The sequence below is a fragment of the Sphingopyxis sp. USTB-05 genome, from assembly GCF_023822045.1.
Lineage (GTDB): Bacteria > Pseudomonadota > Alphaproteobacteria > Sphingomonadales > Sphingomonadaceae > Sphingopyxis.
Map to the genome: position 1 here is coordinate 1,318,686 of NZ_CP084712.1, position 24,413 is coordinate 1,343,098.

The following is a 24,413-nucleotide window of genomic DNA, read 5'->3' on the forward strand; positions in this document are numbered from 1 at the left end:
AGCAGAATGGCTTCGCGGCTGGCATTGTGATGACGATGCGGTTAGCGGTTGCGACACGATAGGGGGCCGGGAAATATAATGGGGCGTCGGCGGCAGTCGGTTACGATCAAGCATGTTGCAGCCGATGCAGGGGTGTCGCTGCAGACGGTGAGCCGTGTTATCAACAACGAGCCCAACGTCCGGCCCGAGATGAAGGAACGCGTTCAGGCGTCGATCGACAAGCTTGGTTACGTCCCGTCGATCGCGGCGCAGCGGATGAGCGGGTCGCGGTCTTATCTGATCCTTGCGATCAACGATCGTGAACGCACGATCGCCGACTGGCAGGGGCGGCAGGGGGTCGACTGGGTCGACCAAATGCTGCTCGGCGGGATGCTGAAATGCGCCGAATATGGCTACCGCATGATCTTCGAGCTCGTCGACACGCACAATGATCATGTCGAACGCGAATTGCGCGCGGCAATCGCTGCGCTGCAGCCCGATGGAGTGATCCTGACCCCGCCGCATTCGGACAATCCGCTGATCGTCGGCCTGCTCGACCAGCAGAAAATCCCGTTCGCGCGCATCGGATCGCGCGGCGGCGTGGCGGGGATCGCGCTGACGATGGACGATGAAGGGTCAGCACGACGCGCGACGCGGCATCTGATCGATCTTGGTCATGAACGGATCGGCTTTATCGCTGGGTCGTCCGAATATAGCCTCAGCCGCTGGCGCATCGACGGCTGGCAGGGCGAAATGGCGGCCGCCGGCCTTGCTACCGACGGCCTGCTCGTCGAGGGCGACTTCACCTTTGCGTCGGGAAGCGTTGCAGCGCGGCAATTGCTTGGCGCGGCAAATCCGCCGACGGCAATCATCGCGAGCAGTGACCAGATGGCACTTGCGACGCTGGAGGTGGCGCGTGATCTGGGGTTCGATGTTCCCGGACAATTGTCGATCGTCAGTTTCGACAATACGCCGGTCGTGCGCTTTACCCAGCCCGCGCTGACCGCGGTAGACCAGCCGGTCGCCGAAACCGCGTCGCGCGCGGTCGAGCTGATTATCGCGGCGCAGCGAGGCGCTCCGCGCCCCACCGAACCGACGCGCGTGCAAGGCGGGCTTGTCCAGCGCGGGTCCACCGCAGCGCCGCCTGTCGTCGTCCATGGCTGACGCCGGGACCCCGCGCCGCCAGTCTCTCGTTTTCCTTCTGCTTTATGCGCTCGCGTCGGCGGGGGGCGCGATAGCCTATGTTCCCTTTCTGACCATCTGGCTGCCGGGGCGCATGACGCAATTGGCCGGGGCGGCCGATGTCCAGATGCTTGGATATGTCACCTTTTCTGGCGCGATCGCGGCGAGTGTGGGTGGTATCGGTTTTGGCTGGCTCAGTGACCGGACGGGCAATCGGCGCGGCTGGATTTTGACCGGGCTGGTGCTGACGATCGCCCTGCTGCTGGCCGTTCCACTGTCGCACGATATCTGGTCGCTGGTGGCGATGATCATTGCCTGGCAACTGACGCTCAACATGATGCTCGGGCCGCTTGCAGCGTGGGCAGGCGACTGTGTTCCCGACGAACAGAAGGGCCTGCTCGGCGGGCTGCTCGCCTTTTCGCCGGCGCTGGGCGGTTGGTCGGGATGGCTCGTCACCTGGCCGGGACTGGTGTCGGCGGAACAGCGGCTCATGGTCATTGCGTTGCTGGTGGCAGCCGCTGTCCTGCCGGTGCTGCTGCTCGGTCGTCCGCGTTCCTTCCCCGATCTTGTCGCGCCGCCGGTACGCGTTGCGCGCGAGAAGCGGCGGCGACTGAATGGCCCCGCGGTGCGGATGTGGCTTGCGCGCTTGCTCGTCCAGATCGCCGAGGCGGCGCTGTTCGCCTATCTTTATTTCTGGTTCCGTTCGATCGATCCCGGCATGCACGACAATGAAAAGGCGCGGCTGTTCGGCATGGCGCTGACGATCGCGATTCCGATCGCCTTGGCGAGCGGCCGATGGGCGGACCGTAATGATCGGCCGTTCGTGCCGCTGGTCGTTGCCGCAGCGGTGTCGAGCCTTGGCATGGTCGGTATGGCGCTGGCGACGGGGCTCGACGCGGCAAAGGCGAGCTATCTTGTCTTCGGCATCGCTACGACGGTGTTCCTGTCGCTCCATAGCAGCCAGACGCTGCGTATCCTGCCGCGTTCTGACCGGCGCGGCCGCGACCTTGGCATCTTCAATCTGACCAACACAGTACCGTCGCTGATCATGCCCTGGCTGACGATCTCGCTCGTCCCCGGTTTTGGTTTCGACGCGCTGTTCCTGTTGCTTGCGGCGCTCTCCGCGATCGCGGTGCTGCTGCTCGCGACGATGCCGCGTCTGCGCTGACAACTCCGAAAACAGAGCTCTTGCTTTCGTTCATCCACTATGCGAAGTGAACGTTGATAACGTTCACATACGAAGAATGGGAGAGACGATGCGCCGACAGGCAATGGTCATGGCGACCGCGCTGCTTCTGGCAGGAACGGCAGCCGCAACCGCACAAACCACGGACAAGGAAGCGGCCAAGGTCCATCCCGAACTATGGCCCGCCGCGAAAAGCCCTGCCGCGATCTCCGACGCCAAGACGGAAGCGCGGATCGACGCACTGATCAAAAAGATGACGGTCGAGCAGAAGGTCGGCCAATTGGTGCAGGCCGATATCAGCACGATCACACCCAAGGATCTTGAAACTTATCCCCTGGGCTCCATCCTTGCTGGCGGTAACAGCGGTCCTAATGGCAATGAACGTTCGACCGCGGCTGACTGGGCGAAGCTGGTCGGCGATTTTCGCGCGGTGTCGATGCGCCCGCAGGCGAATGGCGTCGCGATTCCGATCATCTTTGGCGTGGATGCGGTGCACGGGCACAACAATGTCCCCGGCGCGACGCTGTTTCCGCACAATATCGGCCTCGGCGCCGCGCGCGATCCCGAACTGATCCAGCGTATCGGCGCGGTCACCGCCGCCGAAATTGCGGGCAGCGGTATCGAATGGACCTTTGCTCCGACGCTTGCCGTGCCGCAGGATCTGCGCTGGGGCCGCAGCTATGAAGGCTATGCCTCCGACCCGAAGCTGATCGCCGAATATGCGAAGGCGATGGTGATTGGTCTGCAAGGACCACTGGTCGCGGGCAGGACGGTCGGTCCGCAACATGTTGCCGCGACCGCCAAACATTTCCTCGCCGACGGCGGGACGTTCGAGGGCAAGGATCAGGGCGACGCCAAGGTCGACGAAAAGGAACTGATCGCGAAACATGCGATGGGTTATCCTGCCGCGATCGATGCTGGCGCGCTGACCGTGATGGCCAGCTTCTCAAGCTGGCAGGGTGTCAAGCACCACGGCAACAAGGGGCTGCTCACTGACGCGCTAAAGGACAAGATGGGCTTTGCCGGTTTCGTCGTCGGCGACTGGAACGGGCATGGGCAGGTGGCCGGGTGCAGTGTCACCGATTGCGCGCAGTCGATCAACGCCGGGCTCGACATGTTCATGGCGCCGGACAGTTGGAAGGGGCTGTACGAAAGCACGCTGAAACATGCGAAGGATGGCACGATATCGGCGGCGCGGCTCGACGATGCGGTGCGCCGCATCCTGCGCGTCAAATATAAGCTTGGGCTGTTCCCCGAAGGCCATGTCGATCGCAGCGTAGTGAAAGCTGTCGGCACGCCGGAGCATCTGGCGGTCGCGCGCGAAGCGGTCGCCAAATCCCTCGTTTTGCTAAAGAATAATGGTAGCGTGCTGCCGATCAAGCCGGGCGCGCGCGTGCTCGTCACTGGTCCCGCGGCGGACAGCATGGCCATCCAGTCCGGCGGCTGGACCATCAGTTGGCAGGGGACCGATGTCACCCACGCCGACTTCCCCAATGGTCAGACGATCTGGGAAGCGCTGAACAAGTCGGTTCGTGATGCGGGCGGTGTCGCGACATTGTCCGAAGGTGGCGTGTACAAGGAAAAGCCCGACGTCGCGATCGTCGTGTTTGGCGAGGCGCCCTATGCCGAATTCCAGGGCGATGTCGCGACGCTCGACTATCAGCCGTCGGAAGCGACCGATCTCGCGACGCTCAAGAAGCTGAAGGCGGCGGGCATTCCAGTGGTCGCGCTGTTCCTGTCGGGACGGCCGATGTTCACCAACCCGGAAATCAACGCCGCCGATGCGTTCGTCGCAGGTTGGTTACCGGGATCGCAGGGCGCGGGCGTCGCCGACGTGCTTGTCGCCGGCAAAGACGGGAAGACGCCGCGCGCCTTCACCGGAACGCTGCCCTTTGCCTGGCCCGCCGATGCGCGATCGCCCGTCGAAAAGCCGCAATTCGCGGTTGGTTATGGTCTGAAATATGGCGCAAACACGACGGTTCCGCAGCTATCCGAAGAGTTGGGAGTGGACATCGCCGCGGCGCTTAACGTCGAGAATTTCTTCTCCGGCGGCCGCGCGCGCGCGCCTTGGGTGTTGACGGTCACCGACGCGGGCGGCGCTCGGCCGGTCGAGTCCGGGCCGGTTTCTAGCCCCGGCGGCCTGATCGCCGCGCGTTCGGTTGACGTTCGCGCGCAAGAGGATGGCAAATCCTTCGTCTGGACCGGCCCTGCCGCACTGCATCTCAGCGGACCATATGCCGACCTGTCGCGCCAGCTCAACAACAGCTTCGCGCTGCGCGTCGAATGGCGGATCGACGCAATCGGCAGTGCGCCGGTAAGTCTCGCGCTGGGTGGCAAAGCGTTCGACATTTCGGCCCTGGTCAAGGCAGCGCCCAAGGGGCAGGTGTCGACGATCAAGGTGCCGCTCCGCTGTTTCGCCGATGCGGGCGCCAATCTGCGGCAAGTCGATTATGCCGTGTCGATCCAGAGCGACAAGGGCTTCGCCGCGACGCTGCTGAATACGAATGTCGAGTCGGTTGGCGAGAATCTGCCTTGCCCGCCAGCGGTAAAGTGACAAGACCTGTAGCTGGGTTAGCCTGAGATAAGGTCGGGGAGAGAGAAATGGCACTAGCGCCAGATTTAACGCCGGGCGGTGATACGCGCGCCGGCGATGGGCAGGGCGCGCATGTCGATGCGCCCGAACTACGGCTGTTCGTCATGGGGCTGTTCTTCATTTTCGGTGGCATCACCAGCTTGAACGATGTGATCATTCCCAAACTCAAGGAACTGTTCACGCTCAATTACACGCAGGCGATGCTGGTGCAGTTCTGCTTCTTCACCGCCTATTTGGTGATCGGTATTCCGGGCGCGAAGCTGGTCAAGAAGATTGGCTATATGCGCGGCGCGGTGGCGGGCTTGCTGACGATGATGGTCGGCTGCCTGCTGTTCATTCCGGCGTCGCAAAATGCCGTTTACGGCCTATTCCTGTTTGCACTGTTCGTCCTCGCGAGCGGGGTGGTGATCGTGCAGGTCGTTGCCAATCCGCTGATTTCGCTGCTCGGAAAACCCGAGACTGCGCACAGCCGGCTGACTTTCGCACAGGCGTTCAACTCGCTCGGCACGACGATCTTTCCGATCGCGGGTTCGGTCCTGATCCTCGGCAGCCTTGCGACGATGAAGGCCGAAGATCTGTCGGGCGCCGAGCTCGACGCCTATCGCACCGCCGAGAGCCAGGCGATCGTCCACGGCTATCTCGGCATCGCGGTTGCGCTGCTGGTGGTTGCTGGCGCGGTGTGGATGTTCCGCAACCGGCTGCAGGGTGAGAAACATGAGGCGAGTGCTGGCCTCGCCGGGTTCGACCTACTGAAACGTCCGCGCTTCGGTTTCGGCGCGCTGTGCATCTTCCTCTATGTCGGCGCCGAAGTGTCGATCGGTTCGCTGATCGTCAACTATCTGATGCAGCCGGGCGTGATGGGACTCGCCGAACAAGCTGCGGGCAAGCTGATCGGCCTGTATTGGGGCGGCGCGATGATCGGCCGCTTCATCGGCTCGGGCCTGATGCGAGTGGTCAGTCCTGGCAAGCTTCTGGCGTGCGTCGCGGTTGGCGCGATTGCGCTGATCCTGATCTCGACCAACACGAATGGCGTCGTCTCGGGCTATAGCCTGCTCGCGATCGGCCTGATGAACGCGATCATGTTCCCGACGATCTTCAGCCTCGCGTCCGAAAAACTCGGCAGCCGCGCGGCCGACGGGTCGGGGATCATCAATGTCGCGATCTTCGGCGGCGCGGTCGTGCCGCTTGCGACCGGCGCGCTGGCCGATGTTACGGGCAGCCTCGCGACGGCGCTGCTGCTGCCGGCGCTCTGTTATGCGGTTATCGCGGGTTTCGGCGTCTATGCGCGTCGCCCTGCGGCCTGACATATGAAACCGCGGGCGATCGCGCTCTGGTGCGCGATCGCCCGCGACCTCCCGCCCCCCGCGGGAATAGGAATTCAGGCCGAACCGGCGACTTCGATCCGGTTTCGTCCGTTGGCCTTCGCTTGATAGAGCGCCGCATCGGCGGCCTTGAGCGCGGCGCGTGTGTCGCCATAGCCAAAGACATCCGCCACGCCGCCGGAGAAGGTGATCTGGCCAAATGGCTCGTCGGTCTTGCGGTTGATCAGACGCCGGTCGGCGAGAGCTTCGCGCGCGTCGTCGAGCTTTTCGGCCGCCTGTGTCGGCGTCAGGCCGCGGAACAGCATGACGAATTCCTCGCCGCCATGGCGGGCGACGTGGCAATGATCGTTTGAAATCCGCGCCAGCGTGTCGGCAATCGCCTTGATGACGCGGTCGCCGGCCTCGTGGCCGTGGATATCATTGACCTTCTTGAACTCGTCGATGTCGCAAAAGGCGATGCTCAGCGGTTCGACCGCGGCGCGTGCTTCCTTGTAATGCCGGTCGAGCAAGGCCTCAAACGCGCGACGGTTGGGCAGGCCGGTCAGATAGTCGAGTTCGGCGTCGCGCTTGGCGCGGTCGAGACTGCGCCGCAGCGCCTTTGCTTCGTCCTCGCTCTTGCGCATGTCGTCCTCGGCCTTGCGCGTACGTTCGAGCATGACCTTGGCAAGGTCGGCGAGGCTCGAGACAATGCGGCCCGTCTTCTGAAGTTGTTCGAGATCGACGACATGCTGTTCGAGCTCGGTGCCATAGTCGGTGGTGGCGCTTCGGGCTTCCTTCGTATTTGCCTGGAACGCCTCGATATTATTTTCGAGCCGGGTCATCAACTGGTCGAGCTCGACGCGATCGGGCTGGCTGCTTTCCTGTTCGTCGAGTTCGTTGAGCCATTTCTGGCTGATCCCATCGGGCGTCTGTGCCTGCGCGACGATCTGCCGTGCCAGTCGCGGGTTGCGACCCGAAAAGGCAGCATGGGCAAGCAGCAGGTTCGCCGGCGAGACATCGAGATCATTGTCGACGAGGAACGAAGTGATCGAAGCCGCGAGTTCGTAACGCGCCTCGCGCGCAAGATCGCGGGCGCCGCCGCCGGGTGGCGCCTGGCCTCCGTCGGGGGTGTCGCCGCGTGCATTGCGGAGCCCCAGCCAACCCAGGAGCCGTCCTACCGGCTCGTTCGATGCTGTCGCTTTAGTGGTCATGCGAGCTTTAACGAGCGAAATAGTGCAGGTTTAAGGCTGATTCACCTTGCCGCGGCAGGATTTTCGGGTCGAATTGTTGCCGTCTGTTAAAGCGGGACGCAATCGACGTGTCAAAACAGCGGCTTAACGTACAGGCGCGCGGGAACGATTGCGCGAGCGGCACATTTTCTGGCACTGAGCAGAGCCAATATCGAGGAGCAACCTTTGCTGGGCTGGATTTTCTTCGCGCGCGATCTCGATCCCGCTTTGCCGGAGGTCCCCGAAATCCTGCGCTTTCAGGAAGCTGCGGCCGCGCGCGGGGTCGAACTGCACGTCCTGAAACCGCATAATTTCGATATCGTCGCGGCTCCGGTCGAGGGTTGGTCGGTGCATTATGAAGGCCATTCGCTCGAGCGGCCCGATTTCATCCTGTGCAGGACGGGTGCCGAGACCGATTATTTTACGCTCGCGGTGCTCCGCCATTTTGAGCGTCGTGGCGTGCGCCTGATCAACGGTCCCGAGGCGATCGACCTTGTTGCCGACAAGCTCCACACGATGCAGCGGCTTGCGCGTGCCGGGCTGCCGATTCCCGCGACCATTCTGGGTAAATTCCCGATCGGGGTCGATGTCGTCGAGGAGGAGCTGGGCTTTCCGCTGATCGTCAAGACGCTGCGCGGGACGCGCGGCACCGGCGTACTTAAATGCGAGGATCGCAGCCAGTTCGAGGATCTCGCCGGGCTGCTCGAAAGCGCGGATGCCAAGGCGGATTTCCTGTTCCAGCACTATGTGCGGTCCAGCCACGGGCGTGATGTTCGCGTGCTCGTGATCGGTGGTCGCGTGATCGCCGCGATGGAGCGGCGCTCCCCCGCGGGCCATTTTAAATCGAACGTGTCGCTTGGCGGTGTCGGCATCGCGTATACGCCGACCGGCGAGATGGCGGATCTGGCGGCGCGCGCCGCTGATACGTTGGGGCTGGAAGTTGCCGGGATCGACATATTGTTCGACGAAGAAGGTTACCGGATCTGTGAAGCGAATAGCGCGCCTGGTTTCCAAGGCCTGGAGCGCGCGTGCAGCATCGATGTTCCGAACGCGATCTTCGACTGGATCGAGGCGAGCCACGCTGTCGAAGCACGCCCGATCAAAGCATTGACGGGCGATGCGCTGATCGACCTTGTTTTCGGCGGCCGGCTCAGTCTGCGATCGATCGGCGATCGCCTTGAGGAGCCGCGTGCCTTCGCGCGCGCGGTGGGTGTGCGGTTGGTCGGGGCAGGGCTCGGGTCGGTCATCTCTTCGTTGACGCCGGGGAGCCGTGCCGCGCCGCACAGCCCCGTCGCGCGGCGCCTTGAAGCGCTGCGCGCCGACGCGCGGGGCGTGCCGCTCGGCGTCGACACCGATATCGATCAGGAACAGACGCTGCTGACCGTGCTTGGCGTGTCGATCTGGGCGGCGGTGTTGCCCTGGCTGGCTGGAGGAGAGCCGATTTTTGCGGGCGCATTGTCGCTGATTGCTCTGGGCTTCCCCGCCGTGTTCCTGCTGACGCGCCGCAAGCCCAGACCGACCCACGCACGGAAAGCCGCGCAATGACGATATTCGAGGGGCTGACGCTCTGGGCGTTACTGCCGTTCATCCTGATCGGCTTTGCCGCGCAACTGATCGACAGCGCTCTTGGCATGGCGTTCGGCGTCATCGGGACTGCGTTGCTGCTCGTGCTCGGATTGCCGCCGGTGTCCGCGTCGGCAGCGGTGCATGTTGCCGAAAGCTTTACCGGCGGCGTGTCGGGGCTCGCGCATGCGATGCAGCGCAATGTCGACTGGCGGCTGTTCCGCCGGCTCGTCGTCCCAGGTATCGTTGGCGGGCTGATCGGCGTGTGGATATTGACCAATATCGACAACAGCATCGCGCGACCGGTCGTGCTCGCCTATCTCGGCGCCGTCGGCATCTATTTGCTCTGGCGCGGGGCGCGGCGACCGCAAACCTATCGCAGCTTGAAACTTGTCGGGCCGCTCGGGCTTGTCGGCGGGATTGCCGACGGGTCGGGCGGAGGCGGCTGGGGCCCGATCGTCAGCGCGAACTTGCTCGCGCAGGGCGCCGAGCCGCGAACCGTGATCGGCACGGTCAACGCATCTGAATTTTTCGTCACTGTCACGATCGCAGCCGGCTTTATCGGTACGATGGGCTGGCAAAGCTTCAGCACGGCGGCGATCGGTCTGCTAATCGGGGGCGTGATTGCCGCGCCGATTGGCGCCTGGCTCGTTCGCCGGCTGCGCGCCGACTGGCTGGTCGGCGGCGCGGGTGTGCTGCTGCTGCTCGCGAGCGCCTATGGCTTTATCGCGTTGATGTTTGCGCCGGTGCCGTCTTTTCGGGGCTTTTAGACGCAGCGTATGGCGAAGGCCCAGAACAGCGCCTTCTGTCCATATTCGCTGGCAAGGTCGGCGCTGCCCTGATGCCCGCTATCCATATCGGTGTGAAGCAGCGCAGGATTTCCGCTCGTCGAACGTCGCCGGACCTCGGCGACGAGCTTGGCGGGCTCCCAATAGGCGACGCGATCGTCTTTCAGGCCCGCGGTGCAGAGCAGCGGCGGATAGGCGGCCGCCTGGACATTCTCATAGGGTGAGATCGAGGCGATATAGTCATAGGCCTTTGGGTCGGCGAGCGGGTCGCCCCAGTCGGGACGGAACAGCGGAACGAGCGGATGAGCGCCATCGCTCATCGTGTTGAGCATGTCGACGAACGGCACTTGTGCGATCACGCCGCCCCACAGGGTCGGCGCGATATTCATGCTGGCGCCAACAAGCAGCCCGCCCGCCGACAGGCCATAGGCGACGACTTTGCCCTTTGCGGTATAGTTCTCGGCGGCAAGATATTCGGCGCAGGCGATGAAGTCGGTGAAGCTGTTGCGCTTAGTGAACTTTCGCCCGCCGAGAAACCATTGGCGCCCTTTTTCGGATCCACCGCGCACATGCGCGATCGCATAGCGCCAGCCGCGATCGACAAGCGCGAGTGCGGGGATCGAAAATTCGGGATCGCTCGGCACGCCATAGGAGCCATAGCCATATTGCAGCAGCGGTGCCTTGCCGTCCTTTGGTGCGCCGCGGCGCGAAACCAGCGTGATCGGCACCATTTCGCCATCGTGGGCAGGGGCGAACAGGCGCTCGACCTCATAATCGCCGGGGTCGAAGTTTGCCACCTTCTGTTGCTGCACGATGGTCTGTTTGCCGCTCGCAAGGTCGACGCGAATCCAGCGCCGAGGCGATTTGGGTGATTGGTGGACGATCATCACCGATGAGGCGGCATAGCTTTGCTCGGGAGGGAGCTCGATCGCATAGGCGGGATCGTCGAAGCCGATCGCCTGTTCGGAGCCGTCGGGGCGAAGGATCACAAGCCGGTGGAGGCCGTCGACACGTTCGAGCCGCACCAGCGCACGCTTGAAAGGCTGGATCTGCAGAATCGGTGTTCCCGCGCGGTGTGGCACGAGCGTCGCCGCGGTTTGGAAATCCCTCGGGTCCAATCGCACCAGCGTCATGTCGAACGCGCCGTCGATGTCGGTCAGCGCGATCAGACCGCCGTTCCACTCGTCGATGTCATAGAGTATCCCGGTCTTGCGGGGCCAGACTATGATCGGAGCGGCGGTTTCGTCGGTGGCGGATACCAGCCGGACTTCGGCGGTCTCGGGACCGGCGAGGGTCAACGCGACGAAGCCGTCGGCCGCCGTGCGCTTCACCTGCATGAAGATCGCAGGATCCTTTTCCTCATAGACAAGGTCGGTCACCTTGCCGTCGACCGAAGTGCGGTAGAGGCGCGTTGGACGGTTACGCGCGTCGCGCCATATCCAGAACAGCCAGCGCGACGAAGGAGCGAAGGAGAGTCCTCCATAGCCATAGGCATCCTTGTCGACGATCGTGCGCACCTCGCCGGTCTGATTGTCGCGGATACAGATGCGGTGGCGGTCGTTGCCGATGACATCCTCGGCCCAGGCGAAATAGCGATGGTCGGGGCTCGGCTGGTGCCCCGTACTGCGGAAATAGGGTTGGCCTTTCGCGCGCGCTGCCTCGTCGATCAGTTGCTCCGGTTTTCCGCCCTTCCGGCTGCGCGTGTAGATCGCATGGGCCGCCCCGGCGGGGCGCACCGATCCATAATCCCAGCCGTCGCGTTCGAGCGCCGGGGCCGCCATGTCACCCGACGCGCGTGCGAGCATCGCGTCGAGCAGTTTTGCGCGTTCGCCGGTTAGCGGCGCAAGGATCGCATCGGCATAGTCGTTCTCGGCCTTCAACATCGTGCCGACCGCTTCGGGTAGATTTGCGCGCGTGCGCTCTCCCGCAGCGGGAATGAATTTCATCCAGCTATAGGCGTCGTCGCGCGTGCGGCCGAGTTGCTCGATCACATGCGAGATACGCGGCGATCGCGGTGGCGCGATCTTTGGCCAGCGTGGGGTAGTCCCATTATCTGTCGCCCAGCTCGCGCGATTTCCAAGCAGGAGTGCCGCCAGCGCGACGCTGCTCATGAACATTCTCCGGCTCTTGTTCTCGATGTCTTGCATGCGACCCTCTCTCGCCCGGTGGGGATGTCGCGTCCAGTGTATGTCGCGGCGATTGGCTTACTGCGCCGATCAGGCCGCCCAATCCACCGATCGGGCAATTTGGTCTCAACTTCCCGCTAAACGGCGGTTTCTTGCGCGAACGCGCTGGCCCGATCCAACTGGAATATGGCCCGACCATCGCCGACACGCCAGCTTCGCATGATAGCTTGAGCATCGGATTTTCCTACCAATAGGCAATATCAAAATAGGGAGGCAAAAATGGGCTTTGCATCGATCAGGCGGGTCGCCGCATGTGGCATCTCGATCCTGGCGTTGGGTCAGGCATCGGGCGCGTTGGCGCAGGAGGTCGACGACAATGAAATCGTCGTCACCGCGGCGAAGCGCGAACAGTCGGTTCGCGATGTCAGCGGTTCGGTGTCGGCGGTTAGCGAAGCGACGCTGCAAAAGCTCAACGCCCAAAGCCTCTCCGACTATATCACCCGCGTCCCGGGCGTCGTGTTCAACGACTATCAGCCAGGCAATTCAGAAGTCGTGATCCGCGGCATCGCCTCGACCACCTATCATGAAGCGAACCAGGCGACGACGGGCTATTATCTCAACGAACTGCCGCTTGGCGAACCGGGCTTCCCGCTCGTCATTCCCGACATCGACGCATTCGACATCAGCCGCGTCGAGGTGCTGCGCGGACCGCAGGGTACATTGTTCGGATCCTCGTCGCTCGGCGGCGCGATCAATTATGTCGTGAATGAGGCCGACCCGTCGAAATTCGACGCGGGTTTCGAAGGCATGGTGTCGACCACCAAGCGCGCGGGCGAGGCGAGCTATGCGGTGAAGGGAATGGTCAATGCCCCGCTGGTGACGGACAAGCTCGCGGTGCGCCTCGTCGCGCTCCAGCGCGTCGACGCCGGCTATCTGAACAGCCCCGGCATCGGCGACAAGGGCAGCAACGATTTGCGGGTTCGAGGCCTGCGCGGGTCGATCGTCTTCACTCCGACCGAGACGACGCGCATTTCAGCGCTCAGCATGTATCAGGAATATGATCTCGACGATCAGACCTATGTCTTCATCATCCCGGGCACCCGCAACTATACGCGGCCGAATACCGAGCGCGAGTATCAGGACAGCGATTTCCAGATGCACAGCCTGCGCGTTGAGCAGGATCTGGGGTTTGCGACGCTGACCGCGGTCGGCAGCTACACGAAGAAAAAGGCTAGCTCGCTGTTCGATTATGGTCTCGGCGCCTTTGATCCGCGTACCGGGACGCCGCTTGTTGGCATCGGCTTCGGCAATTCGAACACTCGCTATGCCGAGGTCCGTCTCGCCTCGCCCGATGGCGGCCGTTTCCGCTGGCTCCTTGGCGCCAATTACACGCGCCTGAAGGGCTATGGCAACGATCGGCTGCGGTTGGAAGGCATCGCCGATTATGTCGATGCGAACCCCGGCGAGTTCGGCGGCCAGCCGAGCAGCGTGATCACGCCCGACGATTTCACCAGCCGCTCGACCTATCGCAACCATGTTACCGAAAAGGCGATTTTCGGCGAAATCAGCTATGACATCATCGACCAGCTGACGCTGACCCTCGGTGGCCGCCTGTTCGAATATCGCACGCGGGCGGAGGCGACGCTGGCGCCGAATATCGATCTTGTTCCGGCGTTCGATTATGCGCCGGCGGCGGACAAGCAGTCCGACTTCATTCCCAAGGCGTCGCTGACGTACAAGCCGAACGACGACTTCATGGTCTATGCGCTCTATTCGGAAGGCTTCCGTATCGGCGGGCTCAATGTCTTTGCGTTGCCCTATCCCGACTTACCGCAGTCGTTCGGCAGCGACACGACCAAAAACTATGAAGTCGGCACGCGCTTCGACCTGATCGACGGCACGCTGTCAGTCGATCTCACCGCATATCACATCGATTGGGGCAATATCCAGGCACGCCTCTTCACGCCCGATATCCGCGCCTACACCGTGAATGGCGCCGGGGCGAATATCGACGGGGTCGAACTCAGCCTGACAATGCGCCCGACGCGCGGCCTGACCTTCACTTCGAACGTCTCGTACAATGATGCGCGGCTGTCGTCGCTGTTGCCCGACAGCTTCGCGCCCGGCGGCGGTTATGCCAAGGGATCGCGGTTGCCCGGTGCATCTGAATGGATCCTGTCGAACTCGATCGATCTGACCCTCCCAGATTCGCCGCTGAAGCCGCGGATCGGCCTGTCGCACCGTTATATGTCGAGCGCCCCGGTGGCGTTCGGCGCGACGCTGGAAAAGGGCGATTTCCACGTCATCGACCTCAACGCCTCGGTGACGGTGAGCGACCGGATAGAACTCGGCCTGTTCGCGAAAAATCTGTTTAACCAGTACGGCATCTTGAACGCGCCTTTCTCGTTCGCGGGATCGGTCGCCCGTCCGCGCACGATCGGTGCGAGCGTAAGGTTTAGCCTGAACTGAGAATGAGAAAGGGCCGCCCCGGTCGGTCGAGCGGGGCGGCCCTTTTTGTCTTCAGAAACCTGAGAGGAAAGCTGCGACGTTCTTGCCGAGATCGCCGACGGCATAGCCGCCTTCCATCACGATCAGCGTCGGGACGCCAAGCGCCGCGATGCGCCCCGCCAACTCGACATAATCCTCACGCTCGAGTGCGAAGCTCGAAATCGGATCGCTGCTGTGCGTATCGGCTCCGAACGACAAGACGAGGAATTTCGCCCCCCAATTCGAAATCGCCGCCAGCGCGGTGTCGAGCGCGGGCGCATAGCTTTGCCCGTCGGTTCCTTGGGGGAGGGGGTGGTTTTGGGTGGTGCCATGGCCTTCGTTGTCGCCTATTTCGTCGGCGTGGCCCCAATAGAAGGGGTAGTCGGTGCGGGGGTCGGCGTGGATCGAGGCGAAGAAGATGCTGGGATCTTCGTAGAAGATGTCCTGCGTGCCATTGCCGTGATGATAGTCGATGTCGAGGATCGCGACCGGCCCCAGCCCCCGATTATGCGCCTCGCGCGCGGCGATCGCCGCGTTGTTGAGGTAGCAATAGCCGCCCATATAGTCGCGCCCGGCGTGATGGCCCGGCGGGCGGCACAGCGCAAAGGCATGAGCATCGCCGCTGGTCGCGAGATGATCGAGCGCGGTGAGCGCGCCCTGCGCCGACCAATAGGCCGATTCCCACGTGCCCGCCGCAATCGGCGTTCCGGCGTCATAGCTGTAGGCGCCGAGATCGGCGTCGATGCGCCCGAAGCCCAGTGGACGCCGGCGCCGGATCGGGAAGGTGTAGCCGATGGCGTCGCCATTGCGTCCGGCGGCGAGCCAGTCGCGATGCGCGCGTTCGAGGAAGGCGAGATAATCGGCGTCATGCACCGCAAGCAGCGGCGCCATGCCGAAATCGCGAACCGGGTTCCAGTCGTCGAATTGTTCGACGATCGAGCGCGGCCGTTCGACATTCTCGGCATAGGGCACCCAGTCGCCGTTGTGCAGTTCGCGCAGCGGTGCGTGGGCGGTCTGACGATCATCGAAGAAAAGCTTCACGTCCGGGCCTGTCCTTCCATCCATTCCACCAGCGTCCGGTCGGCGTGACCTGCGACGATTTCACCAAAGCCCTGCGGGCTTTCATCCTGACCCAGCTTGAAGCTGTGCTCCGCCGAACGGACGTGAGCGCGAAAGGCGATGATCTGGTCGAGCATCGTCTCATAGCGCCCGCCAAGGCTCGCTGTCGACCAGGCGCCATCTTCCAGCTTTTCGACGAGCCGCTCGATTGCATCGCTCGTTTCGCCCTCGACGAACTCGATGTCGACGGTGAAGCGCAGCACCGCATAATTCCAGGTCGGGGCCCAGTCGGGTTTCGAAAGCAAATTCGTCGGCACGTAGCCGGCGGGCCCGTTGAAGAGGATCAGCCCGCGCGGATCGGCGGTAAAATCGGCGACGAGCGGATTGCGGCGCGAGCAATGGCCGAAGAGCGCGACGACCGCGCCGCTGTCGTCAGTCTCGGCAATCAGCGGCAGCGGGCTCGCGTGGAAATCGCGCGAGACGAGCCAGGCGAGCGGGTAGTCGGCGACCAACTGCGCGATGTCGGCGGCGCCGCGCGGGGAGTAGAGGCTTGTCATGCCCCGACGATATCACGGATCCAGACGGCCTGCTCGTCGAGCGCGCGGCCCGCGAGCGGGGCGATCGATGCGGCTTCCAGAAAGCTGTGCGTGGCGCCGCGATAGGTGACGGCGCGCGTCGGCACGCCGGCGGCTTTAAGTTTGCTTGCGAAGGCGTCGTTGCAGTCGGCGAGGATGTCGCAGTCGGCAATGGCGAGGAAGGACGGAGGCATGCCCGACAGATCGGCGCGCAGCGGGGCGACGAGCGGATCGGCGAGCTGGTCGGGCGTGTCGATGTAGTTGGCCCAGAATATGTCCATCTCGTCGGCTTCCAACGAATAGTCCCCTGCGCCGAAGCGCGCGTAGCTGGGGGTATGTTCGGGGGCGAAGGCGCCATAGTTGAGCAGCATGGCGATCGGGAGCGGGCGCCCGCGCTGGCGCTGCAAAAGGCAGGTCGCGGCCGACAGGTTGGCGCCGGCAGAGTCGCCGCCGATCAGGACGCGTCCGGCATCGAGGTTCAGCGCGTCCGCCTGGACCGCGATCCAGTCGAGCGCCGCCGCGCATTCTTCGAGCGCGACCGGGAACTTGCTCTCGGGTGACAGGCTGTAATCGATGCCGAGCACTGCGATGCCCGCGCGCGCGGCATATTCGCGCATCAGCCGGTCGTGCGTGTCGATGCTGAACAATGTCCAGCCGCCGCCATGAATATAAAGCATGACGGGCAACTTCACGTCGGCGACCGGCCGGTGAAGCCGCAGGCGGACGCCGCCCATGTCGATTTCGCGACTCTCCGCCATTATCGGGCCACCCTCACGCCATGGTTTGCGGACGCGTTCGGCGACGGCGCGCCGCGAGGCCATGCTCGCGCCTTCGGGCGCGCCATGCTCTGCATAAGCGGCGTTGATCGCGTCGACAAAGCGCCGGATATCGGGGTCGGCCATGTCGTTCTGCATGGCATCCAGGCCCTTTGACATATTTCGCAAATCCTTCTCGAAACGATCCTTGATCGCCTGATAGCTGCTACGCACGCGCATCTATCGCACGTTCGGGCCAATCACCGCGCCGGACAGGCCAGTGGACGCATCGCCGCTGGTCAGGGGCACGCGCGGCCTATATTGTACATTTGACTAGGGCTTGCGAGAATTGGGCCATGAAGCACAGTGTCGATGTTCTGACGAACGACCGTCCGGTCATTGCGCTGCAGGATGAATATCCTGCGGGCTTCGTCGATCCAATGCACAGCCACGACCATATTCAGATCCTCTATGCCTCGGCCGGAGTCATGTCGGTCCGTACGCCCGAAACCAGCTTTGTGATCCCGCCGCAGCGCGCGGTATGGCTGCCCGCGGGAACAAGGCACGAAGTCGCGTGCCGCGGCCCGGTGTCGCTTCGCACGCTTTACCTGCCGTGTAGCGGCGAGACTGGGCACGAGTGCCGCGTCTTTGAAGTGTCCAACCTGGTGAAGTCGTTGATCCTCGAGGTTGTCGATTTCCCTGCACTCTATGACGTCGATGGGCGCGAGGGGCGGATTATCGGCCTGCTGCTCGACGAAATCGGCCGCATGCCGAACGCGCCCTATCAGGTTTCGATGCCGTCGAACCCGCGCCTTCTTCGCGTTTGCAACGCGATCATCGCCGACCCGTCGGACCCGCGCGACATCGACGATTGGGCCGCGCTCGCGGCGATGGGGCGGCGCACTTTCACGCGCAGTTTCAAGCAGGAAACGGGAATGGGGCTTGCCGTCTGGCGGCAGCAGGTCCGCCTGATGGAGGCCTTGTCGATGCTCGCCGCGGGCGCGTCGATCACGCAGGTCACCTATGACGTCGGCTATGACAGCCCCAGCGGGTTCGCCGCGATGTTCCGCCGCGCCTTTGGCGTGCCGCCGAGCCAGTATCTGAAACACTGACGCCGCTCCGGCGTCAGGAGGACAGGGGGGCACGCTTCTCGGTCGTTCGCGCCCACTCGGCAAGGTGCCCATGCCGTTTGATCGTCTTGAGGCAGACGACCGTCTTTAACCGCTGGACACCGGGAAGCTTCGACAGATTGTGACGCAGCAATTCGTCGAGATGGTCCGCCGAGCGCGCGAATATCTTGAGCAGATAGTCGCTCTCGCCCGCAGTCGTGTGGCATTCGACGACGGCAGGGTGCGCGAGTACCGCCGCTTCGAACTCGATGTGCGCGTCGAAGCGGATCTGCACCTCGACGAAACTTTGCACCGCGAGTCCAATCGCGATCGGATCGACCCGCGCGGCATAGCCCTCGATCACGCCGCTCTCTTCGAGATTCTTGACCCGCGACCAGCAGGGCGATTTTGACAGGCCGATCTGCTCGCCCAGGTCGGCGTAGGATTGCCGACCGTCGCGTTCGAGTTCAGCAATAATCTTCCAGTCCAGCTTGTCCATGCGTTCCGCCCTGAATCGGTTTTTGACGATAATCAGGATAGACCATCCTAATGTGAAGAACAATTTCCTGATATTTTTATGTTTTGAAGAACGATTGCCAATTTTCCGTGATCTCTTCGCGTGAAATCCGCACAATGTTCGCGCGGCGCCGCGCTATCTCTTCGATCCGAAGGTTTGGAGAGAGACCGATGGCCGCGACACATATTTTCGATGCACCGCCCGAAGGTGTCGCGGCCGATTGGACGATGCCACAAAACTGGCGTGGCTTTACCGCCGGGCAGCATAAAACCTGGCGGACCCTGTTCGACCAACAGTCGGCGGCGCTGGATGGCTATGCATGTCGGTCGTTCCTCGAAGGCCTTGAGATTCTGCGCAAGCTGAAACCGGGAGTTCCCGATTTCGCCGAGCTCAATGCTTTGCTGAAACCCGCATCGGGATGGGAGGTGGTCGCGGTGCCCGGCTGGATCCCGAACGAACCCTTTTTCGAGCATCTTGCCAACAAACGCTTTCCCGCCGCCAATTTCGTCCGCCCGCCCGAGCAGATCGCGTACAGCGAAGAACCCGATATGTTTCATGACATATTCGGGCATATTCCAATGCTGACCGATCCGGCGTTTTCAGATTTTCTGGTCGCTTATGGCCAAGCGGGGCTACGTGCCGAGAAGCTGGGGGCGGCGGATTATCTTGGGCGCTTGTGGCTCTATACGGTCGAGTTCGGCCTGGTCGTCGAAGACGGCGAGCTCCGTGCTTTTGGCGGCGGCCTGATGTCGAGCCTTGCCGAGACGGTGTCGGCGCTGACGTCGCCCGAACCGCAACGCATCTGGCTGGATATCGAACGCGTGATGCGTACGCGGTATAATTTCGATGAATTCCAGCAGACCTATTTCGTCGTCGAGGGTTTCGAGGCGTTGCTGCGCGCGACCGAGGAAACCGACTTCGCCGGCATCTATCGGAAAATTGCCGGCGAACCGGCGCTTGACCCTGGGGATGCCTGGCGCAGCGATGTCGCCTATGAAGGGGATCGGCCGGCCGCGCCGGCAAGCGGAGAGGCATCCCTATGATCAGGCAGACGAGCGACGGCGGCACCGATATTTTCGAAACCGAGATCGACGGCGAGACGATCCAGTGGGACAATGGCCTGACCTATGCGCGGCACCTGCAGACCGCGCAATTGCTGTCGGCGCAAGTGCCGGTGTCGGACAAGCCCGACGAGATGCTGTTCATCATCATGCACCAGACGATGGAGCTGTGGCTAAAGCTGGTACTGCACGAGGGGCGGCTGGTTTATGATGCGATCAAGGCCGACCGGCTGGAGATTGCGGGCAAGGGGCTCGACCGGATCGCGACGATCCAGCGGCATATGATCCATAGCTGGGAAGTGCTCGCGACGCTGACCCCGCACGATTTTCTGACCTTTCGCGGTTTCCTGCGCCGCGCCTCCGGGTTCCAGTCGCAGCAATATCGCGAGCTTGAATATCTGCTCGGCAACAAGCGCGAGGATATGATGATCGTCCACAAGGACGATCCGCAAGCGACCGCGCGGTTGCGCGCCGCATTCGAGGCGCCGTCGCTCTATGACGAGTTGCTGAAGCTGCTCGCGCGGCGCGGGTTTGCCATTCCCGCCGATCATCTGGAGCGCGACTGGACCAAGCCCTACGAAGCCTCTGAAGCGGTCGAGAAGGCGTGGCTTGCGATCTATACCGATCCCGAGCGACATTGGGATCTCTACACGCTCGCCGAGAAGATCACGGCGCTCGAATATTATTTCCAGGAATGGCGCTTCAAGCACATGAAGACCGTCGCGCGTGTGATCGGGCACAAGCCGGGGACGGGTGGCTCATCGGGAGTCAATTATCTCGTCAAGGCGCTGAGCCTCAGCTTCTTTCCCGAGCTCTGGTCGATGCGGACGGAGATGACCGCGCCGCGTGAGGGCGGTGATTATGCCGAAGGGAAGGGCGCATGAGCCGGATCTGGGATATTTCACAGCCGCTGCACGCCGCGGTGCCGGTGTGGCCGGGCGAGCCGGCCTTTGCGCTCCACAATCATGCGGTGATCGGCGACGGCTGTCCGGTCAATGTCGGCGGCATTTTCACGCCGCTGCACGCGGGCACGCACGGCGATGCGCCGCTGCATTATGCCAATGACGGTGCTTCGTCGGCCGATTGCGATCTTGATGCCTATATCGGCCCATGCGTGCTGCTCGACATGCGTCATGCGCGCGGACGGGTCGAGATTGCCGACGTGAACTGGGGTGCGATCGAGAGCGCCGAGCGCGTGTTGCTGCGGACCTATGAGCAATTCCCGCACGACCAATGGGATTCGGATTTCACCGCCATCGCCAGCGACGTGATTGCGCGGCTGGGTTCGATGGGGGTGCGGCTGATCGGCACCGACGCCGCCTCGCTCGACCCCGAACAGTCGAAGACGCTCGATGCGCATCAGGCGGTGAAGGCGGCCGATATGCGGATATTGGAGGGACTGGTGCTCGATGACGTGCCGCCCGGCCGGTACGAGCTCGTCGCGCTGCCGCTCCGCATCGTCGGCGCCGACGCCAGTCCGGTGCGCGCCATCCTGAGGGAAATCGCATGACCGACACGATGTTTGCCGCCGATGTATCGGCGCTCGACGCGGCCGATCCGCTTGCGCCGTTCCGTGAGCGCTTCCATTTGCGCGAAGGGTTGATCTATCTCGACGGCAATTCGCTGGGTGCATTGCCCAAGGCGACGGGCGACCGGCTGGCCGAGGTTGTCGGCAGCGAATGGGGCGAGGGGCTGATCACCTCTTGGCTCGGGGCCGAATGGTCGACAGCGCCGCGGCGCATCGGGGACAAGATCGGGCGACTGATCGGCGCGAAGCCGGGTGAGATCGTCGCGACCGATTCGACTTCGGTGAATATCTTCAAGGCATTGACGGCCGCTCTTTCGTTGCGGCGTGAGCGGACGGTGATCCTGTCCGAAGCCACGAACTTCCCGACCGACGTCTATATGATGCAGGGCATCGAGGCCTTTTCGGGCGGGCGCGTGAAGGCGGTGACCGTCGCGCCCGACGATATCGTCGAGGCGCTGAACGCGGATGTCGCGGTGCTGCTGCTCACGCAGGTCCACTATAAGTCGGGGCGCGTGCGCGACATGGCGGCGATCACGCGCGCTGCGCATGATGCGGGCGCGCTCGTCGTCTGGGATTTGAGCCACAGCGCGGGCGCGATCCCGGTCGACCTCAATGGCGCGAATGCGGATTTCGCGATCGGGTGCGGATATAAGTTTTTGAACGGCGGCCCCGGTGCGCCCGCCTATCTGTTCGCGGCGGCGCGGCACCATGCCGCCACCCCGGTGCTCTCAGGCTGGTTCGGCCACGCGCGGCCGTTCGCTTTCGAGGAGGATTATGACCCCGCCGCCGGGATCGAACGCTTTCAGTGCGGTACGCCGCCGGTGCTCGGGCTGTCGGCGTTGGAAGTCGGCGTCGACCTGATACTCGAAGCCGATATGGCTGAAATCCGCCGCAAGTCGCTCGCGCTGGGCGATCTTTTCATCGAGCGGATGCAGCCGCTTTGCGACGCCTATGGCTTTGAACTGGTCAGCACGCAGGGGCATGCGGAGCGCGGCAGCCAGGTCGCTTATGCGCATCCGCAGGGGTACCAGATCGTGCAGGCGCTCAAGGAGTATGACGTGATCGCCGACTTCCGCGCGCCCGATATCCTGCGTTTCGGTTTGACGCCGCTTTACCTGCGGTATCAGGACATTGTCGAAACCGTCCGGCGGCTCGAAAAGGTCTGTGCGACGCGGGCGTGGGACAAGCCGCAATATCATCAGCGGGCGGCGGTCACATGAGCGACGTGTCGGCACCTTTCCTGCCCAAATCGCGGGTGGCCGCGGTGCAGGCCGCGCCGGTCTTCCTCGACACCGCGCGCACGGTCGACAAGGCGTGCGCGCTGATTGCCGAGGCGGCGGGGAATGGCGCGCAGCTTGTGGCGTTCCCTGAGGTGTTCGTGTCGGCCTATCCCTATTGGAACTGGCTGATGACGCCGATCGAGGGCGCCGAATGGCATGAGCGCTTGTATCGCGCTTCGGTGCTTGTCGAGGGCCCCGAGGTCGCCGCGCTGTGCGCTGCGGCGCGCGATCATGGCTGCACCGTCGTTATCGGGATCAACGAGCGCGATCCGGTGAGCGTCGGGACGCTCTATAACACCAACCTCATCATCGGCGCCGACGGCAGCCTGCTGGGGCGCCACCGCAAGCTGGTGCCGACCTGGGCGGAGAAGCTGACCTGGGCGGGCGGCGACGGCAGCTCGATCCGCGTCTATGACACGCCGGTCGGGCCGCTCGGGACGCTGGCGTGCGGCGAGAACACCAACACGCTCGCGCGCTTTGCGCTGCTCTCGCAGGGCGAGCTGGTGCATGTTGCCAATTATATCGCGCTGCCCGTCGCGCCCGCGTCATACAATATGGCCGAGGCGATCAAGATCCGCGCGACCGCGCACAGTTTTGAGGGCAAGGTTTTCACGATCGTCGCTTGTTCGGCGGTGAGCGCCGAAATCATCGACGCGATGAGCGCCGACCGGCCGCAGAACCGTGACCTGCTATCGCGGCCGAACAGCGCCTTTTCGGGCATCATCGACCCTCACGGCAATCTGGTCGGCGAGGCACTGATCGATGACGAGGGCATTGTTTATGCCGATATCGATCTTGGCGAGTGCATCCGGCCCAAGCTGATGCACGACATCATCGGCGGCTATAACCGCTTCGACATCTTCAACCTGACGGTCGACCGGACCCCGCGCGCGTCGGCCCTGTTCGTCGACGAGCCGCGGCCCGTCGATCCCGACGAGGAGACGTCATGATGACAGGAAACAGCACGATCATCGACCCGCGCGACGATGTTCTTGGGCGAGCACGCGTCACCGACACGCCCGAACTAGAAGCTTTTTATCAGGAGCTTGCGGGACGTAATGCAGGCGCCTTCTGGAAGCGTGCCAATGCGATCGAGCCGTGGGAGCCCGAGACGCGCTATCGCCCGACGCTGTGGCGCTATGCCGAGATGCGCGACATGTGCCTGCGCGCGCTCGACTTGGTGAAACCCGAGGAGGCCGGGCGCCGCGTCGTGACCCTGCTCAACGACAGCGATGCAGGGCGCGAGAATGTTGCGGTGTGCGGCTGGCTGTTCAGCGGGATGCAGGCGATGCGGCCCGGCGAAATCACGCCCGCGCACCGCCATACCGCGTCGGCGCATCGCTTCATCATGGAGGGGAAGGGCGCCTATACCGTCGTCGATGGGCACCACATCACCTTGGGCGCCAACGACTATGTGCTGACCCCGAACGGTGCCTGGCACGACCATGGCGTCGTTTCCGACGGCGAGGTGTCGATCTGGCAGGACGGGCTCGACATCCCGCTGATGAACAGCCTCGAGACCAATTTCTACGCGGTCTATGACCAGCCTGCACAGACCGCCGCCTTTCCCGCCGACGACCTGCCGCTGAGCTATGGTGGCGCAGGGCTGCGGCCCGAAGGCCTGCCGGCGTGGGAGAAGCCCTATTCGCCGGTGATGGTCTATCGCTGGGAAGCGACGCGCGACGCGCTGTGGAATCTCGCGAAAGTGTCCGACGGTACGCCGTTCGACGGGCATATGGTGCGTTACTCGAACCCGCTGACCGGCGGCTGGGCGCTCCAGACGATGGGCGCGCATATGCAGATGCTGAAGCCCGGGTTCCGCGGCAAGGCGCACCGCCACACGGGGAATGTTGTCTATAATGTCGCGGGCGGACGCGGCTATTCGATCATCGGCGGCGAGCGCTTCGACTGGGGCACGCACGACATTTTCTGCGTGCCCGCGTGGGTTTGGCACGAACATGTCAATCTCGACGCGTCGGAGGAGGCCTTCCTTTTCTCGTTCAACGATTTCCCCGTGATGGAGGCGCTCGGCGTCCGGATCGACGAACCCTATTCCGAAAATGGCGGTCACCAGTCCGCCTGAACAGACAGGATT

At 63.3% G+C, this 24,413-nt stretch carries 20 protein-coding genes; 14 read left to right on the forward strand and 6 right to left on the reverse strand.

The features are described 5' to 3' along the window. The first annotated feature begins 78 nt into the window (after positions 1 to 78). The 4 genes from KEC45_RS05815 to KEC45_RS05830 all read left to right on the forward strand — a co-directional run bounded on the left by KEC45_RS05815 (position 79) and on the right by KEC45_RS05830 (position 6,244). Complete coding sequence (locus KEC45_RS05815) at positions 79 to 1,143, forward strand: LacI family DNA-binding transcriptional regulator (protein ID WP_062181939.1); 1,065 nt, start codon at positions 79 to 81, stop codon at positions 1,141 to 1,143. Further along, the gene (locus KEC45_RS05820; RefSeq protein ID WP_062181936.1) at positions 1,136 to 2,329 is read left to right on the forward strand and encodes an MFS transporter; all 1,194 of its coding nucleotides are present in this window, start codon (positions 1,136 to 1,138) and stop codon (positions 2,327 to 2,329) included. The genes KEC45_RS05815 and KEC45_RS05820 overlap by 8 nt, the downstream gene beginning before the upstream one ends. Positions 2,330 to 2,417: 88 nt before the next feature. Continuing rightward, entirely contained in the window at positions 2,418 to 4,901 is a 2,484-nt protein-coding gene (locus tag KEC45_RS05825; RefSeq protein ID WP_252171645.1) for a glycoside hydrolase family 3 protein, read from the forward strand. Between the two features lie 47 nt (positions 4,902 to 4,948). Next, the gene (locus KEC45_RS05830) at positions 4,949 to 6,244 is read left to right on the forward strand and encodes a sugar MFS transporter (protein WP_252171646.1); all 1,296 of its coding nucleotides are present in this window, start codon (positions 4,949 to 4,951) and stop codon (positions 6,242 to 6,244) included. A 74-nt stretch (positions 6,245 to 6,318) separates the two neighbouring features. Here the strand turns inward: KEC45_RS05830 and KEC45_RS05835 are convergent, their stop codons facing one another. Next, on the reverse strand, positions 6,319 to 7,452 hold the full coding sequence (locus KEC45_RS05835) for a diguanylate cyclase (RefSeq protein ID WP_083435816.1): 1,134 nt from the start codon (positions 7,450 to 7,452) through the stop codon (positions 6,319 to 6,321). Positions 7,453 to 7,656: 204 nt separating this feature from the next. On the opposite strand from KEC45_RS05835, the gene KEC45_RS05840 reads away from it, so the two are divergent. Continuing rightward, positions 7,657 to 9,015, forward strand: coding sequence for a RimK family alpha-L-glutamate ligase (locus KEC45_RS05840; RefSeq protein WP_062181933.1), 1,359 nt, complete (start codon positions 7,657 to 7,659; stop codon positions 9,013 to 9,015). Continuing rightward, a complete protein-coding gene (locus KEC45_RS05845) occupies positions 9,012 to 9,803 on the forward strand; it encodes a sulfite exporter TauE/SafE family protein (RefSeq protein WP_252171647.1) in 792 nt (263 codons plus the stop codon). The genes KEC45_RS05840 and KEC45_RS05845 overlap by 4 nt, the downstream gene beginning before the upstream one ends. On the opposite strand, the gene KEC45_RS05850 is transcribed toward KEC45_RS05845, so the two are convergent. Next, complete coding sequence (locus tag KEC45_RS05850) at positions 9,800 to 11,968, reverse strand: S9 family peptidase (RefSeq protein ID WP_252171648.1); 2,169 nt, start codon at positions 11,966 to 11,968, stop codon at positions 9,800 to 9,802. The two genes, KEC45_RS05845 and KEC45_RS05850, sit on opposite strands and share 4 nt — an antisense overlap. 258 nt (positions 11,969 to 12,226) lie before the next feature. On the opposite strand from KEC45_RS05850, the gene KEC45_RS05855 reads away from it, so the two are divergent. Next, positions 12,227 to 14,416, forward strand: coding sequence for a TonB-dependent receptor (locus tag KEC45_RS05855; protein ID WP_252171649.1), 2,190 nt, complete (start codon positions 12,227 to 12,229; stop codon positions 14,414 to 14,416). A 51-nt stretch (positions 14,417 to 14,467) separates the two neighbouring features. Here the strand turns inward: KEC45_RS05855 and KEC45_RS05860 are convergent, their stop codons facing one another. The 3 genes from KEC45_RS05860 to KEC45_RS05870 are packed head-to-tail and all read right to left on the reverse strand — an operon-like array spanning position 14,468 to position 17,003. Next, on the reverse strand, positions 14,468 to 15,475 hold the full coding sequence (locus KEC45_RS05860) for a histone deacetylase family protein (protein ID WP_252171650.1): 1,008 nt from the start codon (positions 15,473 to 15,475) through the stop codon (positions 14,468 to 14,470). Continuing rightward, positions 15,472 to 16,050: an FMN-binding negative transcriptional regulator gene (locus KEC45_RS05865; protein ID WP_252171651.1), complete on the reverse strand. Its 579-nt coding sequence runs from the start codon at positions 16,048 to 16,050 to the stop codon at positions 15,472 to 15,474. Before KEC45_RS05865 ends, KEC45_RS05860 begins: the two co-directional genes overlap by 4 nt. After that, the gene (locus KEC45_RS05870; protein ID WP_252171652.1) at positions 16,047 to 17,003 is read right to left on the reverse strand and encodes an alpha/beta hydrolase; all 957 of its coding nucleotides are present in this window, start codon (positions 17,001 to 17,003) and stop codon (positions 16,047 to 16,049) included. Before KEC45_RS05870 ends, KEC45_RS05865 begins: the two co-directional genes overlap by 4 nt. 176 nt (positions 17,004 to 17,179) lie before the next feature. On the opposite strand from KEC45_RS05870, the gene KEC45_RS05875 reads away from it, so the two are divergent. Then, positions 17,180 to 17,935 carry a helix-turn-helix domain-containing protein gene (locus KEC45_RS05875; RefSeq protein WP_062181919.1) on the forward strand — a complete coding sequence of 252 codons (756 nt, stop codon included), beginning with the start codon at positions 17,180 to 17,182 and terminating at the stop codon, positions 17,933 to 17,935. Positions 17,936 to 17,948: 13 nt separating this feature from the next. Here the strand turns inward: KEC45_RS05875 and KEC45_RS05880 are convergent, their stop codons facing one another. Next, complete coding sequence (locus tag KEC45_RS05880; protein ID WP_083435814.1) at positions 17,949 to 18,431, reverse strand: Lrp/AsnC family transcriptional regulator; 483 nt, start codon at positions 18,429 to 18,431, stop codon at positions 17,949 to 17,951. Between the two features lie 188 nt (positions 18,432 to 18,619). Between KEC45_RS05880 and phhA the strand changes: the two genes are divergently transcribed. From phhA to KEC45_RS05910, 6 genes are read left to right on the forward strand one after another with little or no spacing between them, the layout of a single operon-like run. Then, the gene (gene phhA, locus KEC45_RS05885; protein WP_252171653.1) at positions 18,620 to 19,492 is read left to right on the forward strand and encodes a phenylalanine 4-monooxygenase; all 873 of its coding nucleotides are present in this window, start codon (positions 18,620 to 18,622) and stop codon (positions 19,490 to 19,492) included. Beyond that, positions 19,489 to 20,394, forward strand: coding sequence for a tryptophan 2,3-dioxygenase (locus KEC45_RS05890; RefSeq protein WP_252171654.1), 906 nt, complete (start codon positions 19,489 to 19,491; stop codon positions 20,392 to 20,394). The genes phhA and KEC45_RS05890 overlap by 4 nt, the downstream gene beginning before the upstream one ends. Further along, positions 20,391 to 21,020, forward strand: a complete 630-nt coding sequence (gene kynB / locus KEC45_RS05895; protein WP_252171655.1) for an arylformamidase — start codon at positions 20,391 to 20,393, stop codon at positions 21,018 to 21,020. Before KEC45_RS05890 ends, kynB begins: the two co-directional genes overlap by 4 nt. Then, complete coding sequence (kynU, locus tag KEC45_RS05900; protein WP_252171656.1) at positions 21,017 to 22,258, forward strand: kynureninase; 1,242 nt, start codon at positions 21,017 to 21,019, stop codon at positions 22,256 to 22,258. Before kynB ends, kynU begins: the two co-directional genes overlap by 4 nt. Then, positions 22,255 to 23,268, forward strand: a complete 1,014-nt coding sequence (locus tag KEC45_RS05905; RefSeq protein ID WP_252171657.1) for a carbon-nitrogen hydrolase family protein — start codon at positions 22,255 to 22,257, stop codon at positions 23,266 to 23,268. Before kynU ends, KEC45_RS05905 begins: the two co-directional genes overlap by 4 nt. After that, complete coding sequence (locus KEC45_RS05910; protein ID WP_252171658.1) at positions 23,265 to 24,401, forward strand: cupin domain-containing protein; 1,137 nt, start codon at positions 23,265 to 23,267, stop codon at positions 24,399 to 24,401. Before KEC45_RS05905 ends, KEC45_RS05910 begins: the two co-directional genes overlap by 4 nt. Positions 24,402 to 24,413: the final 12 nt, after the last annotated feature.